Source organism: Bradyrhizobium lupini, from assembly GCF_040939785.1.
Classification (GTDB): Bacteria; Pseudomonadota; Alphaproteobacteria; order Rhizobiales; family Xanthobacteraceae; genus Bradyrhizobium; species Bradyrhizobium canariense_D.
On the sequence record NZ_CP162553.1, the window covers coordinates 651,583 to 665,858 of the forward strand.

General features: G+C 63.9%; 9 protein-coding genes, 1 tRNA gene and 3 pseudogenes. 5 read left to right on the forward strand and 8 right to left on the reverse strand.

The features are described 5' to 3' along the window. The first annotated feature begins 212 nt into the window (after positions 1 to 212). The 3 genes and pseudogenes from AB3L03_RS03490 (at position 213) to AB3L03_RS03500 (ending at position 5,166) form a co-directional block, all read left to right on the forward strand. Positions 213 to 1,385, forward strand: coding sequence for an efflux RND transporter periplasmic adaptor subunit (locus AB3L03_RS03490; protein ID WP_204510936.1), 1,173 nt, complete (start codon positions 213 to 215; stop codon positions 1,383 to 1,385). Further along, positions 1,382 to 4,527: pseudogene (locus AB3L03_RS03495) on the forward strand (efflux RND transporter permease subunit). Before AB3L03_RS03490 ends, AB3L03_RS03495 begins: the two are co-directional and overlap by 4 nt. 66 nt (positions 4,528 to 4,593) lie before the next feature. Beyond that, positions 4,594 to 5,166, forward strand: coding sequence for an invasion associated locus B family protein (locus AB3L03_RS03500; protein ID WP_204510935.1), 573 nt, complete (start codon positions 4,594 to 4,596; stop codon positions 5,164 to 5,166). A gap of 80 nt (positions 5,167 to 5,246) precedes the next feature. Here the strand turns inward: AB3L03_RS03500 and AB3L03_RS03505 are convergent, their stop codons facing one another. From AB3L03_RS03505 to AB3L03_RS03530, 6 genes are all read right to left on the reverse strand, one after another. Further along, complete coding sequence (locus AB3L03_RS03505; protein ID WP_085352790.1) at positions 5,247 to 5,966, reverse strand: ABC transporter ATP-binding protein; 720 nt, start codon at positions 5,964 to 5,966, stop codon at positions 5,247 to 5,249. Then, on the reverse strand, positions 5,963 to 6,730 hold the full coding sequence (locus AB3L03_RS03510; protein ID WP_018459263.1) for an ABC transporter ATP-binding protein: 768 nt from the start codon (positions 6,728 to 6,730) through the stop codon (positions 5,963 to 5,965). The genes AB3L03_RS03505 and AB3L03_RS03510 overlap by 4 nt, the downstream gene beginning before the upstream one ends. 78 nt (positions 6,731 to 6,808) lie before the next feature. Next, positions 6,809 to 7,690 carry a branched-chain amino acid ABC transporter permease gene (locus AB3L03_RS03515; protein ID WP_368508252.1) on the reverse strand — a complete coding sequence of 294 codons (882 nt, stop codon included), beginning with the start codon at positions 7,688 to 7,690 and terminating at the stop codon, positions 6,809 to 6,811. Between the two features lie 13 nt (positions 7,691 to 7,703). Next, positions 7,704 to 8,567: a branched-chain amino acid ABC transporter permease gene (locus AB3L03_RS03520; RefSeq protein WP_018459265.1), complete on the reverse strand. Its 864-nt coding sequence runs from the start codon at positions 8,565 to 8,567 to the stop codon at positions 7,704 to 7,706. A 64-nt stretch (positions 8,568 to 8,631) separates the two neighbouring features. Continuing rightward, positions 8,632 to 9,885, reverse strand: a complete 1,254-nt coding sequence (locus tag AB3L03_RS03525; protein WP_018459266.1) for an ABC transporter substrate-binding protein — start codon at positions 9,883 to 9,885, stop codon at positions 8,632 to 8,634. A gap of 180 nt (positions 9,886 to 10,065) precedes the next feature. Then, positions 10,066 to 10,428: a DUF1428 domain-containing protein gene (locus AB3L03_RS03530; RefSeq protein ID WP_085385621.1), complete on the reverse strand. Its 363-nt coding sequence runs from the start codon at positions 10,426 to 10,428 to the stop codon at positions 10,066 to 10,068. Positions 10,429 to 10,727: 299 nt separating this feature from the next. Between AB3L03_RS03530 and AB3L03_RS03535 the strand changes: the two genes are divergently transcribed. Then, positions 10,728 to 10,801: transfer RNA gene (locus AB3L03_RS03535), tRNA-Gln, on the forward strand. A 61-nt stretch (positions 10,802 to 10,862) separates the two neighbouring features. Here AB3L03_RS03535 and rnz read toward each other — a convergent pair. Further along, positions 10,863 to 11,764 (reverse strand): annotated as a pseudogene (rnz, locus tag AB3L03_RS03540) (ribonuclease Z). 264 nt (positions 11,765 to 12,028) lie between these two features. Here rnz and AB3L03_RS03545 point away from each other — a divergent pair. Then, positions 12,029 to 13,531 carry an amidase gene (locus tag AB3L03_RS03545; protein ID WP_204510932.1) on the forward strand — a complete coding sequence of 501 codons (1,503 nt, stop codon included), beginning with the start codon at positions 12,029 to 12,031 and terminating at the stop codon, positions 13,529 to 13,531. 18 nt (positions 13,532 to 13,549) lie between these two features. On the opposite strand, the pseudogene AB3L03_RS03550 reads toward AB3L03_RS03545, so the two are convergent. Further along, positions 13,550 to 14,156, reverse strand: a pseudogene (locus AB3L03_RS03550) (TetR/AcrR family transcriptional regulator). Positions 14,157 to 14,276 lie beyond the last annotated feature (120 nt).

Consider the following 14,276-nt stretch of genomic DNA (forward strand, 5'->3'; position numbering starts at 1 on the left):
TGCACGCTGATCGTTCCTGAGGGGGGAATGCAGCACGGCACACCGTAGTGACACGGAGCTGCCTAACCCGTGCAAAGCTTTCCAATTGTTTAGGATTCTCAACCGATAGTGCTGTTTACACTGGAACTTGGCGTGTATTATACAAGCCTCCTGGAACCCTATGATTGCCTCATAATTCGTAGCTTAGGGCATAAGAGCCGACACGAGACGATATGAAAAAGTCCCGGCCGATCCTCTGGATTCTGATCATCGCGGCCGTGGCCTCCGCAGGTTACTATGGTTGGCAGAAATTCGGCTCGCCCGACGCCGGAAAAACCCAGACCGCACAAAAGGGGCCGCAGCGCCCGTCCGCCGTCCCTGTGAGCGTTTCGCCGGTTCAAAAGGTGGACTTTCCGGTTTACCTGACCGGTCTGGGCACGGTTGCGGGCTTCAACACCGTCCAAGTCCGGACCAGGGTGGATGGCCAGATCGACAAGATCGCCTTCACCGAAGGCCAGATCGTCAAGGAGGGCCAGCTTCTCGCCTCGATCGATCCCCGTCCCTATCAAGCCACGCTCGACCAGGCCAAGGCCAAGAAGGCCCAGGACGAGGCAAATCTGGCCAACGCCAATCTCGAGCTCCAGCGCGCCATGAAGCTCGGCGAATTCGCCACCGCCCAGCGGGTCGACACCCAGCGTTCCACGGTCGCCCAGCTCACGGCGCAGATCGCCGCCGACGATGCCGCGATCTCCAACGCGCAGACCCAGCTCGACTACACCCAGGTCAAGGCGCCGATCACCGGCGTCGCGGGCCTGCGCCAGGTCGACATCGGTAACATCGTCAACGCCTCGACGCAGACCGGTATCGTCACGATCTCGCAGGTCGAGCCGATCTCGGTGATCTTCACCGCGCCGGAGGATCAGCTGCCCTATATCAGCGAGGGCCAGAAGGCCGGCGCGCTCAGGGTGATCGCCTTCACCACCGACGGCAAGAAGACGCTGGCCGAGGGCAAGCTTGCCGTCATCAACAACCAGGTCGACACCAGCAGCGGCACGATCCGGCTCAAGGCGGTGTTCGAGAACAAGGACCACGCGCTTTGGCCCGGTCAATCGGTGTCGACACGCCTGCTGGTGCGCACCCTCAAGGATGCGACCGTTGTCCCGGATGACGCGGTCCAGCACTCCACCAACGGCCTCTACGCCTATTCTGTCAATCAGGACAACAAGGCCGAGGTGCACAAGATCAAGGTCAGCTACAGCATCGACGGACGTTCGGTCGTCGACGAAGGGCTGACGCCCGGGCAGCAAGTGATCACCGGCGGCCAATTCAAGGTCCAGCCCGGAAGCCTCGTCTCCACGGCCGTGGCGAGTACGGATCCGGCCCAGAACAAGGTCCGACAGGAATGAACGCGGGCGGGATTTCGGCACCTTTCATCCGTTATCCCATCGGCACCTCGCTGCTGATGGCCGGCATTCTCTTCGTCGGTCTCGTCGCCTATCCCCTGCTGCCGGTCGCGCCACTGCCGCAGGTAGACTTCCCGACCATCCAGATCACAGCCAATCTGCCGGGCGGCAGCCCAGAGACCATGGCTTCGTCGGTGGCCCAGCCGCTCGAACGGCAATTCGCCCAGATCCCGGGCATCGCCCAGATGACCTCGACGAGCTATCTGGGCACCGCGTCGATCACCATCCAGTTCGACCTCAACCGCAGCATCGACGGCGCCGCCAACGACGTGCAGGGCGCCATCAACGCCGCGAGCGGTCAGCTGCCGAAGAACCTGCCGTCGCCGCCGACCTACCGCAAGGTCAACCCGGCCGACGCGCCGATCCTGCTGCTGTCGGCAACCTCAGACACATTGCCGCTGACCAGCGTCAGCGACGCGGTCGACGCCCAGCTCGCCCAGCAGATCAGCCAGCTCTCCGGCGTCGCGCAGGTCTTCATCGGGGGCCAGCAGAAACCGTCTATCCGCATCCAGATCGACCCGGCGAAACTCGTCGCCAAGGGCCTGTCGATGGAGGACGTGCGCAGCCAGATCGCGATCACCACGGTCGACAGCCCCAAGGGCAACATCGACGGCCCGAAGCGCGCCTACACGATCTACGCCAACGACCAGCTCACGCAGGCCAAGGACTGGAACGACGTCATCATCGCTTATCGCAATGGCGGTCCCTTGCGAATCCGCGATGTCGGCCAAGCGGTCAGCGGCGCCGAGGACGCCAAGCAGGCGGCCTGGGCCAACGGCAAGCGCGGCGTGTTCCTGGTGATCTTCAAGCAGCCGGGCGCCAACGTTATCGAAACCGTCGACCGGATCAAGGCCACCCTGCCTCGCCTCGTCGCCGCGATCCCGCCCGCGATCAAGATCGAGCTCATCAGCGACCGCACCACGACGATCCGCGCCGCGGTCGAGGACGTCCAGTTCACGCTGCTGCTGACCATAGCGCTGGTGGTCATGGTCATCTTCATTTTCCTGCGCAGTTTTTGGGCGACCGTCATTCCCACAATCACAGTGCCGCTGGCGCTGCTGGGCGCGTGCGCCTTGATGTGGGTCGTCGGCTATTCGCTCGACAATCTGTCGCTGATGGCGCTCACCATCGCGGTCGGATTCGTCGTCGACGACGCTATCGTGATGCTCGAGAACATTACGCGCTACATCGAAGAAGGCGATCGCCGATGGCGGCGGCCTTCAAGGGCTCCAAGGAAATCGGCTTCACCATCGTGTCGATCAGCATCTCGCTGGTCGCAGTGCTGATTCCACTGCTGCTGATGGGCGGCATCATCGGACGCCTGTTCCGCGAATTCGCCGTCGTGCTGGCGATGACAATCTTCGTTTCGATGTTCGTGTCGCTGACCCTGACGCCGATGATGGCCTCGCGCTTCCTGCGCGCCCATGGCGAGGTCACCCACGGCAAGTTCTACCAATGGAGCGAGCGCGGCTTCGATGCAATGTTGCGCGGCTACGAATGGGTGCTCGACCATGCCCTGAGCTGGCGCCGCACCACGCTCACGATCTTCTTCGCCACCCTTGCCCTGTCGGTCTATCTGTTCGTGCTGATCCCGAAAGGCTTCTTCCCGCAACAGGACGTCGGCCTGATCACGGCGACCTCGGAAGCCTCCCAGGACATCTCGTTCGCGGAGATGCAGCGCCGCCAGGTCGAGCTCGGCAAAATCGTAATGGACGACCCCGACGTCGCAACGATCGCGATGAACATCGGCGGCAGTGGCCGCGCCGGCAACAACGGCAACATGTTCATCACGCTGAAGCCGCTCAGCGTCCGCAATGCCTCGGCGCAGCAGATCATCGCGCGGCTGCGTCCCAAGCTCGAGAAGGTGTCCGGCGCCCGCCTCTACATGCAGGCGGCCCAGGACGTCCGGCTCGGCGGCCGGCCGACGCGTACGCAGTTCGAGTTCACCCTGCAGGACGCCGATCTCGCCGAGCTCAATGACTGGGCGCCGAAGATTCTCGCCAAGATGCAGACTTTGCCGCAACTGCGCGACGTCGCGACCGACCAGCAGACCCAGGGCACCACGGTTCAGCTCAAGATCAACCGCGATACGGCTGCGCGTTACGGCATCCAGCCGCAGCTGATCGACGACACGCTGTACGACGCCTTCGGACAGCGCCAAGTCACGCAGTATTTCACCCAGCTCAACACCTACAAGGTGATTCTCGAGATCCTGCCGGAGATGCAGGGCAGCCTCGAGAGCCTGAACAAGCTCTACCTGAAGTCTCCGCTGACCGGCGACCAGGTGCCGCTGTCGACCTTCGCGACCTGGAGCACCGATCCGGTTCGCCCGCTCTCGATCAGCCACCAGGGCCAGTTCCCGGCGATCACGATCAGCTTCAACCTCGCCCAGGGCGTCGCGCTCGGCCAGGCTACGGAGGCCGTGCAGAAGGCGATGGCGGACCTCGGCGCGCCGCCGACGCTCAATTCGAGCTTCCAGGGCACGGCACAGGCGTTCCAGCAGTCGCTCGGCACCGTGCCGCTCCTCATCCTCGCCGCGCTGGTCGTGGTCTATCTGATCCTCGGCATCCTCTACGAGAGCTACATCCATCCGATCACGATTCTGTCGACGCTGCCCTCGGCCGGCGTCGGCGCGCTCGCGATCCTGATGGCGGCGGGCTTCGAGTTCAGCCTCATTGCTTTGATCGGAGTCATTCTGCTGATCGGCATCGTGAAGAAGAACGGCATCATGATGGTGGACTTCGCCATCGCCGCGGAGCGCGACGAGCACAAGACGCCGGCGGAATCGATCCGGCAGGCAGCGCTGTTGCGCTTCCGTCCGATCATGATGACGACGATGGCTGCCCTGCTCGGCGGCGTGCCCCTGATGCTGGGCCACGGCACCGGCGCCGAGATTCGCCAGCCGCTCGGCTACGCTATGGTCGGCGGTCTGATCGTCAGCCAGGCGCTGACGCTGTTCACCACCCCGGTCGTCTATCTCTATCTCGACGAGCTCAACAACTGGTTCTCGGGCTGGGGCCGCAAGGGTGACGGCGAAGGCGACGAGACGGTCGAGCACGGCACCGTTAAGGAAGCTGCCGAGTAGCAGCTTGCACCGCGCGCCTCACGACGTTACAGCGAGACCCTCGGTTCACGTCAACGCGGTCTTGCCATGCCCATCCAATCCAGACTTGTCGCGCTTGCCGCCGCTGTCCTGTTGTCGGCGGGTGCCGCGCATGCCCAGCAAGGCGCCAAGAAGAATGCAGCTCCGTCTGCCCCGGCGGCACAGCCCGCACCGGCTCCGACGCAGCCGCAGGCTGACGGCGCTGCGGCGCAGCAGCCCGGCTGGGTCGTGCGCTGCACCAGCGTCAGCCGCGACGCACCGCTCGAATGCGCGATGGAGCAGAACGCGGTGCTGACCAAGACCGGCCAGACCATCGTTCTGATCAACATCCGCATCGCGCCCGACACCCGCACACCGGTGGCGCTGCTGCAATTGCCGCTTGGCCTCAACCTTCCCATCGGCGCCAAGCTCCAGGTTGACGAGGGCAAGACGGTCGATCTCCAGATCCAGACCTGCGAGAACCGCGGCTGCTACGCCTCCACGCCGATCGCGCCGGACCTGCTTGCGACCTTGCGGTCGGGCAAGCAGCTCAAGGTCTCCTTCCAGAACATGGCCAAGGAAACGATCGCGATCCCGATGCCGCTCGGCGATTTCGCGGCGGCCTACGACAAGATCAAGTAGCGACGCCTCGCCGTTACTGTTGCATATCCATTTTGCAGCCTAACGCCGCCGATACCGGGCGCCTCCAGGCGGAAAATCGGTCAGTCCACGCCCAGATAAGCCTTCTGCACCTGCGGATCCTCCGCGAGCGCCGCCGCCGTGCCCGACAGCACGCTCTTGCCGACCTGGAGCACCGTGGCGAAATCCGAGACCTCCAGTGCGAGCTCGATCGACTGCTCGGCGAGCAGAATGGTCAGGCCCTCGCGATGCAGGCGGCCGAAGGTCTCGTACATGGACTCGACCACCGCCGGCGCGAGACCGAGCGAAGGTTCATCCAGCATCAACAGCTTCGGGTCGCTCATCAGCGCGCGCCCGACCGCGAGCATCTGCCGTTCGCCACCGGACATGGTGCCCGCACGCTGGTTGCGGCGCTCCTTCAGGCGCGGAAAGATCTCGTAGACACGTTCGAGCAGCGTGGCCTGGCGCGACTTGTCGCGCAGCGGCGTTGCGCCAAGCATCAAATTGTTCTCGACGCTCTGCTGCACGAACAGCCGCCAGCCTTCTGGCGACAGCGCCAGCCCCTTGCGCACGATCGCAAAGGCTCTCTCGCCGGCGATATCCTCGCCGCGAAAGCGGATCGATCCGGAATGCACGGGAATGAGGCCGGCGATCGCGTTCAGCGTCGTGGTCTTGCCGCCGCCATTGGAGCCGAGTAGCGCCACGACGCTGCCTTCAGGAACCTCCAGCGAGACGTCGGACACGCCGATGAGATCGCCGTAGCGCACCTCGAGGTGCTCGATCCGCAGCAACGGCCCGCTCATAGGTCCGGCCCGCCCATCAGTTCGACCGGCGTGTGGCCGGCCGCTGCCTTGGCTGCACGCTTGCCGAGATAGGCCTCGATCACCGCCGGGTTGGATGTGACCTCGCGCGGCGATCCGCGGGCGATCTCCTTGCCCTGGTGGAACACCATCACGCGGCTGGCGAGTGACATGATCACTTCCATGATGTGCTCGACGATCACGAGGGTGATGCCGGAACGATGGATGTCGCGCACGAGGTCGATGGCGAGCCTCACCTCATGGGCGTTGAGGCCGGCCATGGCTTCGTCGAGCAGAAGCACCTTCGGTTCGGTTGCCAGCGCCCGCGCGATCTCCAGCCGCTTGCGACCGGGGGTGCCGAGCGAGCGCGCCGGCGCATCCGCAAGCCTGATCATGCCGACGCGCTCGAGCACCGCGCGCGCCCTGGTCTCGGCGTCCTTGCGATGCGAGGTGCGCAGGAATGCGCCGATCATGACGTTCTCCAGCACCGTCATGCCCTCAAATGTCTGCGGCACCTGGAAGGTACGAGCGAGCCCAAGCCCGGCGCGCAGCTCCGGCGCGAAGTCGGTGATGTCACGGCCCTCGAACAGGACGCAGCCCGAAGTGGTCTTGAGATCGCCAGTCAGGCAATTGAAGAAGGTGGACTTGCCCGCGCCATTCGGGCCGATCAGGCCGAGGATGTCGCCTTGCTCCAAGGTCACGGAGGCATCGTCCACCGCCTTGAAGCTTCCGAACGCCTTCGTAATTTCGCGTGCCTCAAGGAGCATGGCCAGCTCCCGTGTCCTTCGTCGGCTTGCTGCGCCGAGTGAACAGGCTGAGCAGACCGCCGGGCTGGAAGCGCGCGATCACCACGATGATCGCGCCATAGAGCACGAAGGTGAGCCCGGCGCCCTTGCCGCCGAGCCAGCTGTTCGAGATCTCCTCCAGCGGCACCAGGATCGCGGCACCGACCAGGGCCCGAACAACAGCCCTGCCCCGCCCAGCGCCGCCATGATCAGGATTTTCACCGAAATCAGGATCCCGAACCCGGACTCGGGGTCGACGAAGCCGAACATCATGGCATAGAGCGCGCCGGCGACGCTCGTCAGCGCCGCACTCAGCATGTAGGCGTAGAGCTTGGTGCGACTGGCGGGTGCGCCGAGCGAGCGCGCCGCGCGCTCGGAGTCCTTGATCGCGCGCAGGTAAAATCCCATGCGGCTGTTGGTCATCCACCAGGTGATCAACAGCGTGATCACGAGGATTGCGAGGAAGAGATAGTAATACGGCAGCGACGACAGGAACGAGAGATCGAAGATGTTGCGCGGCACGGTCGGCCCTGAGAGCCCGACGGCCGCACCGAGCCAGTCGGTGTTGGTCACGATCAGCCGCATCGTCTCGGCGACCGCGATGGTCGCCATACTGAAATAATGGCCCGACAGACGCAGCGTCGGCACGCCGATGATCGCGGCCAAGCCCACGGCGAGCACGATCCCGCCGGGGATGCCGAACAGGGGCGACAGGCCGAACTTTGCGTAGGATCCCATCGCGGCATAAGCACCGCAGCCGAAAAAGACGACGTGGCCGACCGAGACCTGGCCGGCATAGCCGCCGACGATATTCCACGCGGACGCTGCAATCGCATAAAGCAGCACCAGCGCGCCCAGACGCTGCTGGAACGGCGAGGACAGCAGCAGCGGATAGCAGATCGCGAACGCTGCGACGACCGAGAGCCAGATCAAGCGCCGCATCACAGCCTTCCCATCAGGTCTTGCCCATCAGGCCTTGCGGCCGGAACCAGAGGAAGAGCAGGAACAGGACATAGACGACGATGTCCTTGTAGATCGCGCCGATCAGATAGCCCGACAGCGATTCGATCATGCCGATCAGCAGGCCTGCGACAAGGGCGCCCGGCACACTGCCAAAACCGCCGAGCGACACCGTGACGAAGGCGACGATGCCAAGCGTCTCGCCGACGGTCGGCACGATGTAGAAGAAGTTCGCAATCAGCGCGCCGGCAAGCCCGGTGGCACCGGCCGCAATCGCCCAGGCGATCGCCTGCATGGTATCGGGACGGATGCCCATGAGCTGGGCCGCTGTTTGATCCTCCGCCACCGCCAGCATTTTCGAGCCGAGCGAGGTCCGCGTGAGCAGCAGATGCAGCCCGAGCGTGACCAGCAGCGCGACCACGCCGGCAAGCAGCCGCGAGGCCTCGATGCGCAGGCCCGCGAACGCATAAGTGCCGCCCACGATGTCCGGAGGCATCGACAGGAAGTTGGCCCCGAACCACCAGAACACGGAATAACGCAGCAATAGCGCAAGCCCGAAAGTGCCGAGGATCTGCGCCAGCATCGGTCCCTTCATGATATCGCGGATCAGGGCGAAATAGACGACGACGCCGACGGTCGCGAGCACCAGGGTTGCCAGCGGCGCGCCGAGGATCGGCCCTCCTCCCAACAGCGTGTAGACGACATAGGCGACGTACATGCCGAGCATGACGAAATCGCCATGCGCGAAATTGACGATGTTCATCATGCCCCACACCAGCGTGAGGCCTGAGGAAAACAGGGCATAGACAGCGCCAAGCAGAAGTCCGCCGACGATCACCTGCACGAGTACAAAGGACATGAGCCAGCGTTGCTCTGATCAAATCATTTCGGAAATGGCGGGGCGCGCAGCCCCGCCTTCAATCTCACCAGCCCTTGTAGGGCAGCACCGGCGCCTTCGCGGCGTTGGCCTTCGGCCATACCGCGGTGTAGTTCTCGCCATCCTGGAGCTGGATGATGAGCCCGGAGGCGAGGATATTCTGGCCCTTGTCGTCAAACTTCACGCCCTTGTAACCCATCATCAATTGCTCGGGCTTCAGATCGGTCGTCTTCAACGCGGCCTGGATCTTTGCCGGGTCGGTCGAGCCGGCGCGGTCGATCGCGTCGGCCAGCACGAAGAAGCCCTGCATCTGACGGCCGACGGTGTCGTCCATCTCCTCGCCGCTCTTCTTCTTGTACATGTCGGCGATGATGGCCGATGGTGAGCCGGCCGGCCCCACCGACCATGACGAACGGTTGAAGACGCCTTGCGATATCTTGCCGACCGCCTTGATGAAGGAGGGATCGGAATAGCCGGCGTCATCGGCCAAAAGCACCGCCGGCTTGTAGTCGAGCGACTGCATGGTCTTGGCGAACAGGATTGCATCCGACGTGTAGCTGATCATGATGATCACGTCGGGCTTCTTCTCCTTGAGCTGGAGCACTTGGCCCTGAACATCGGTCGCATTTACGGGATAGGCGACGTCAACTGCGATGGCTTGGCCCTTCTCCTTGAAGGCGGCGCTGATCGTGTTGGCGACCGAGGTGCCGTATTCGGTGTTGTCGTGAACCAGCGCGATTGCATCGGTCTTGGCGCCCTGCGCCTTGATGTCGGCGAGGAAATCGACATAGGCCTTGGCGAAGTCGGTGGCGATCGGCGTGGTGCGGAAGAACCATTTGAAGCCGCGCTCGGTGAGATTGGCGGCGACCGACTCGGAGTTTAGAAAGGGAATGCCGTATTTTTCGGCGATGGCGCTCGAGGTCAGCGTGACGCCGGACTGATACGAGCCGAACACGGCGGCTACCTTGTCTTCCGTGATCAGGCGCAGCGCCTGGTTCTGGCCTGTCGCCGGGTTGCCCTGGTTGTCGGCGAACACGATCTCGATCTTGGCGCCGCCGAGGCCCGCAAGGCCTGCGTTCTTGGCCAGCGGCAGAGTGCCGAGCTCGGGATGAGCGTTGTTGATGATGTCCATTGCGACCTCGAGCGCCGCCTTGGCGTGCGCCCCGATCGAGGCGGTGCCGCCGGACATCGGCAGGATCGCGCCGATCTTGACGACCTTGTCCTGGGCCTGCGCGGCTGAAGCGAGCGCAAGGGACATCGCGGCCGCGCAAAGCAGCCCGGTGACGTGCTTCAATCTCATGAAATCAAACCTCCCAAGGGTTTCCCCAACCAGTTTTTTTGGAAGCTCGGCTAAGCGCCCGCTTCCGGTTGTTTATGCCTGGCGATGAGAGGATGGCATGCTGGCCCCGTACCGGCAAGTAAAACGGCTTGCCACGACGCTGCATGGACAAGCACCGACGTGTGGGCCGGGTCAGCGTCCTTACCCCATCACGTCGCTCGCCCGCAGCAGCGTCGTGAAGCCGCCGTAGATCATGCGCTTGCCGTCGAACGGCATACCATCCAACTTCAGCCGCGGGTCCGCCATCACCTTCTTGTTGACGGTGTCGCGAGTCTCCCGGTCGCGATAGACGATCCAGGCGAACACCACGATCTCGTCTTCCTTCGCCATCACCGCGCGCGGAAACGAAGTCAGCTCGCCGTAGGGCACGTCGTCGCCGATGCATTCGACATAATCGAGCGCACCGTGCTCCATCCAGATCGCGCAGGCCGTTTTCGCCAGCGCCTTGTAAGCCTCGATGTTGTCCTTCGGCACGGCCAGCACGAAACCATCGACATAGGGCATCACGGATCTCCTTGGGTTGTGTGTCCGAAGGACGATGCGGTGCGTGACGATCCGACCAGGAACCGTGATTTTCGGATGAGGCAAACGGTCGCGCGCCGCCGCGGCGCTCCGCCGGAGCCCACGATGCCACGGCCCGCACGTCCCATGTGGACCGCAAAACATCCCTGCGTCGCAGCGCTTGCCAGCCCACAGCCGAGCGGGTAGAAACCCTCCACGCCTGAGCCGTGATTTGCGCGATAAGTGCCATAGGCCACAGCCGGACAAATCAACAAGTCATTGAATTTGTTCGGCTATTCCGTTGGGGAATGGTGTAACGGTAGCACAACAGACTCTGACTCTGTTTGTCTAGGTTCGAATCCTAGTTCCCCAGCCACCGCAGGTTAAGCAGCTCACAATCAGACAGTCAGAGGTTGCGCTCTCTTTGAGCGGTGCCGCTAAATCACGACGCGATCGAAGTCGGCGGCGATCCGCGTGTTTGGAAAAATCGTTGTCGCTTCGGCCAGAATCTCTTCGTCGCGATAACGCCCCGACATGTGATTCAGCACGAGTTGCCTGACGTTGTTCGCGGCGGCAAATGAAGCCGCCTCGCGCGCGGTGAGATGACCATAGTCCCGGGCGGTCGCGCGTCGCGATCGAGGAAGGTCGCCTCGATCACCAGCAGATCGGCGTCGGCGACATGCCTGGACAGCCCGTCAGTGGTTTCGGTGTCGCCGATGACCACAAGCTTCCTGCCGCCGCTCGGCGGCCCCATGACGTCTTCGGGATAGATCGTGCGGCCGGCGATCACGACTGGTCGTGCCGCGGCCAGTTCTCCGCGCAGCGGCCCATCGGGAACACCGAGCTCGGCGAGGCGCTCCCGCTCAAGATGGCGGCGTGCCGGACTCTGGAAGCAAAAACCAAAGCTGTCGGTGTCGCGGTGACGGACCGGAAAGCAATCGATGGTGAAGTCGCCGGCGTCGATAACCTGTCCTTCGGTCAGCGGTGCGAACTCCACCGGGATCGGCGCCCTGCCCGCGCCCCACAGGCCGGCAAGCATGCGGATGACGATGTCGAGCGTGCCCTGGCCTCCATAGACGGTCATCGCGTCCGATTGCTGACGCAACCCCAGCGTCGAGAAGAGACCGGGGATACCGAGCACGTGATCGAGATGGGCATGCGTCAGCAGAATGCGGTCAAGCCGTCGAAAGCCCGCGCCGCTGCGCAGCAACTGGCGCTGCGTGCCCTCGCCGCAATCGATGAGGACGCGCTTGCCCGTGGCCTCCACCAGGAGAGCCGGATGGTTGCGCTCCGCCGACGGAACGCTGGCGGAGGTCCCAAGGAATGTCAGGGCGAACATGGTCGTCAGTATCCAGGCTTCGCCGCCCCCAATGCCACGTGAGCAGCAGCCCGTACAGAGCCCTCGATCGCGCATAGACCGCGGCAAGCAGTGGGTATCCCGCGATCTGATGGCCAGGCGCCGCCTCCGGCCCCCGACCCGCGGACAGATCTGGTTCCCGTTGCGTGGCCTCCTCATACCATCCGCCAAATTGCATGCTCGATACTCGGATCGATTTGCAGCCGAGCGACATCGACGCGGCGATGCAAGACAATGGAGATCGTGATGCCGCCCGGATTGACCGCCACTGACTGGGACTACGGCTCGATCAGCACATTGCTGAGCGCCCTGCACGCGCGCAAGCTTTCTGCGTCCGAGTTGATCGAGCATACGATCGCGCGCATCGAGGCGCTGGACGGGCAGATCAATGCCGTCATCGTTCGCGATTTCGATCGCGCACGAGACGCCGCGCGCGCCGCCGATACCGCACTTGGTCGCGGCGAGCGGCAGCCATTGCTCGGCATCCCCGTGACGTTGAAAGAACCGTTCAACGTCGCTGGCCTGCCGACGACGTGGGGCTTTCCGCATTTCAAAGATTTCCAACCCGCGGAGGACGCCCTTGTCGTCTCGCGGTTGAAGGCGGCGGGTGCTGTCATCATCGGCAAGACCAATATCCCGATCGGCCTCAGAGATTTCCAGAGCTACAATGACATCTACGGTACGACGAACAATCCGTGGGATCTCGGCCGATCGCCCGGCGGCTCTTCAGGCGGATCAGGAGCGGCGCTGGCTGCGGGATTCGGACCGCTGTCGATCGGCTCGGATATTGGCGGCTCGATCCGGGTGCCCGCGCATTTCTGCGGTGTGTTCGGACACAAGCCGAGCCTCGGCCTGGTCCCGCTGCGCGGATACAACCTTCCGCCGGCACCGCCCGTTGCCGGCCAGGGTGATCTCGCCGTCGTCGGGCCGATGACGCGCACCGCCTCGGACCTCGCGCTCGCCCTCGACGTGATCGCCGGCCCCGACGAGACGCGCGACGGGATCGGCTATCGTCTTGCGTTGCCGGCCTCACGACACGACCAGTTCAGGGGTTTCAGGATTCTCGTGATCGATACGCATCCGTTGATGCCGACAGGCGATGCCGTGCGTTCCGCCATCGGGCGGTTGTCGGAACGGCTCGAACGATCAGGCGCACGCGTCGCGCGCTCGAGTGCGTCTCTGCCCGATCTCGCCGAATCCGCCCGCCTTTACATGAAGCTGTTGAACGCAGCGCGAAGTCCACGCCTGACACCGGCCGCCCTCGCAGAGGCGCAAGGAGTTGCCGCAGAACTCTCGCCCGACGACCGCAGCCTGCAGGCCGAGCGCGCGCGCGGCTGGGCGATGGTCCATCGCGAATGGCTGGCGACCGACGCGGCGCGCCTGCGGCTGCAACAACGATGGCAGGAGCTGTTCCGCGAGTTCGACGCAGTAATCTACCCGGCCGCCGCCGTACCGGCGTTTCCACAGGACCAGTCCGAGCCGTTCGACGCGCGGCAACTCGATATCGATGGACAGCTCTATCCCTATGCCGATGCGTGCTTCATCTGGGCAGACCCCGCTTCGACCTGCGGACTGCCTGCAACGGCCGTTCCGATCGAGCGCACGCCATCGGGGCTGCCGATCGGCGTCCAGATCATCGGGCCTTATCTCGAGGACCGCACACCGATTGCGCTCGCCGGACTGATCGAACGCGCGTTCGGCGGCTTCGTCCCGCCGCCGTCGCTGCCTGCCACGCAATCGATGAGATGATAGAGACGACAACGCTCGTCATGTTCTTGCAGTCGACTGCGCCTCGACCGCCTGCACCGCCACGCTCGCGACCTGCTGCAATGCCTCGCGGTCGGAGCCTGAGGACGCCATCACGCCCATGCCGACGGAGACGGCCGAAACGTAGCGCGCGAGTGCCGCGGGATCTGGAGGTCGGTTTGAGATCGCCTTCGGCCTTGGCGCGAACAAAACGATCGCGAAGCTGGTCCTCGTTCTGGGCGCGCCGAGCGGCGAGTTCGAAGGGGACGCTTTCTGATCCGGTGCCGCATGCAATGCCGCCCTGCACGAGCAGGCAACCGGGCGGGTTGGCGGGATCGGTCTGCTTGTCGGCGATGCCCATCAGCATCCGTTCGGCGACGTCGCGGGCAGTCGGCGCTGCCACGACCTCGTCCATCCAGACGTTGCGCAGTTTTGTATAGCGGTCGAGCGCGGCTTTCAGCAGCCCTTCCTTGTTGCCGAAACAGGCATAGAGGCTGGGCGGATTGATCCCCATGGCTTCGGTCAACTGAGCGATCGTGGCACCCTCATAGCCATGGCGCCAAAACACTTCCATCGCCTGGTCCAACGCCGTTTCGGCGTCGAATTCGCGGGGGCGTCCCATGCCCATTTGCCTCTTCTCCTCGAAATCGGCGTCGTCCCTGACCCTAACGCCGGATCCTATCTCTTTGTTCTCGCTTTATTTTCTCTTCCACTTGCCAATTCTTGCGGTAAACCGCTACAATTTTCT

Coding starts and splice junctions, on each gene's coding strand:
- AB3L03_RS03490 (WP_204510936.1), top strand. CDS start 213: ATGAAAAAGTCCCGGCCGATCCTCTGGATTCTGATCATCGCGGCCGTG.
- AB3L03_RS03500 (WP_204510935.1), top strand. CDS start 4,594: ATGCCCATCCAATCCAGACTTGTCGCGCTTGCCGCCGCTGTCCTGTTG.
- AB3L03_RS03505 (WP_085352790.1), bottom strand. CDS start 5,966: ATGAGCGGGCCGTTGCTGCGGATCGAGCACCTCGAGGTGCGCTACGGC.
- AB3L03_RS03510 (WP_018459263.1), bottom strand. CDS start 6,730: ATGCTCCTTGAGGCACGCGAAATTACGAAGGCGTTCGGAAGCTTCAAG.
- AB3L03_RS03515 (WP_368508252.1), bottom strand. CDS start 7,690: ATGCGGCGCTTGATCTGGCTCTCGGTCGTCGCAGCGTTCGCGATCTGC.
- AB3L03_RS03520 (WP_018459265.1), bottom strand. CDS start 8,567: ATGTCCTTTGTACTCGTGCAGGTGATCGTCGGCGGACTTCTGCTTGGC.
- AB3L03_RS03525 (WP_018459266.1), bottom strand. CDS start 9,885: ATGAGATTGAAGCACGTCACCGGGCTGCTTTGCGCGGCCGCGATGTCC.
- AB3L03_RS03530 (WP_085385621.1), bottom strand. CDS start 10,428: ATGCCCTATGTCGATGGTTTCGTGCTGGCCGTGCCGAAGGACAACATC.
- AB3L03_RS03545 (WP_204510932.1), top strand. CDS start 12,029: ATGCCGCCCGGATTGACCGCCACTGACTGGGACTACGGCTCGATCAGC.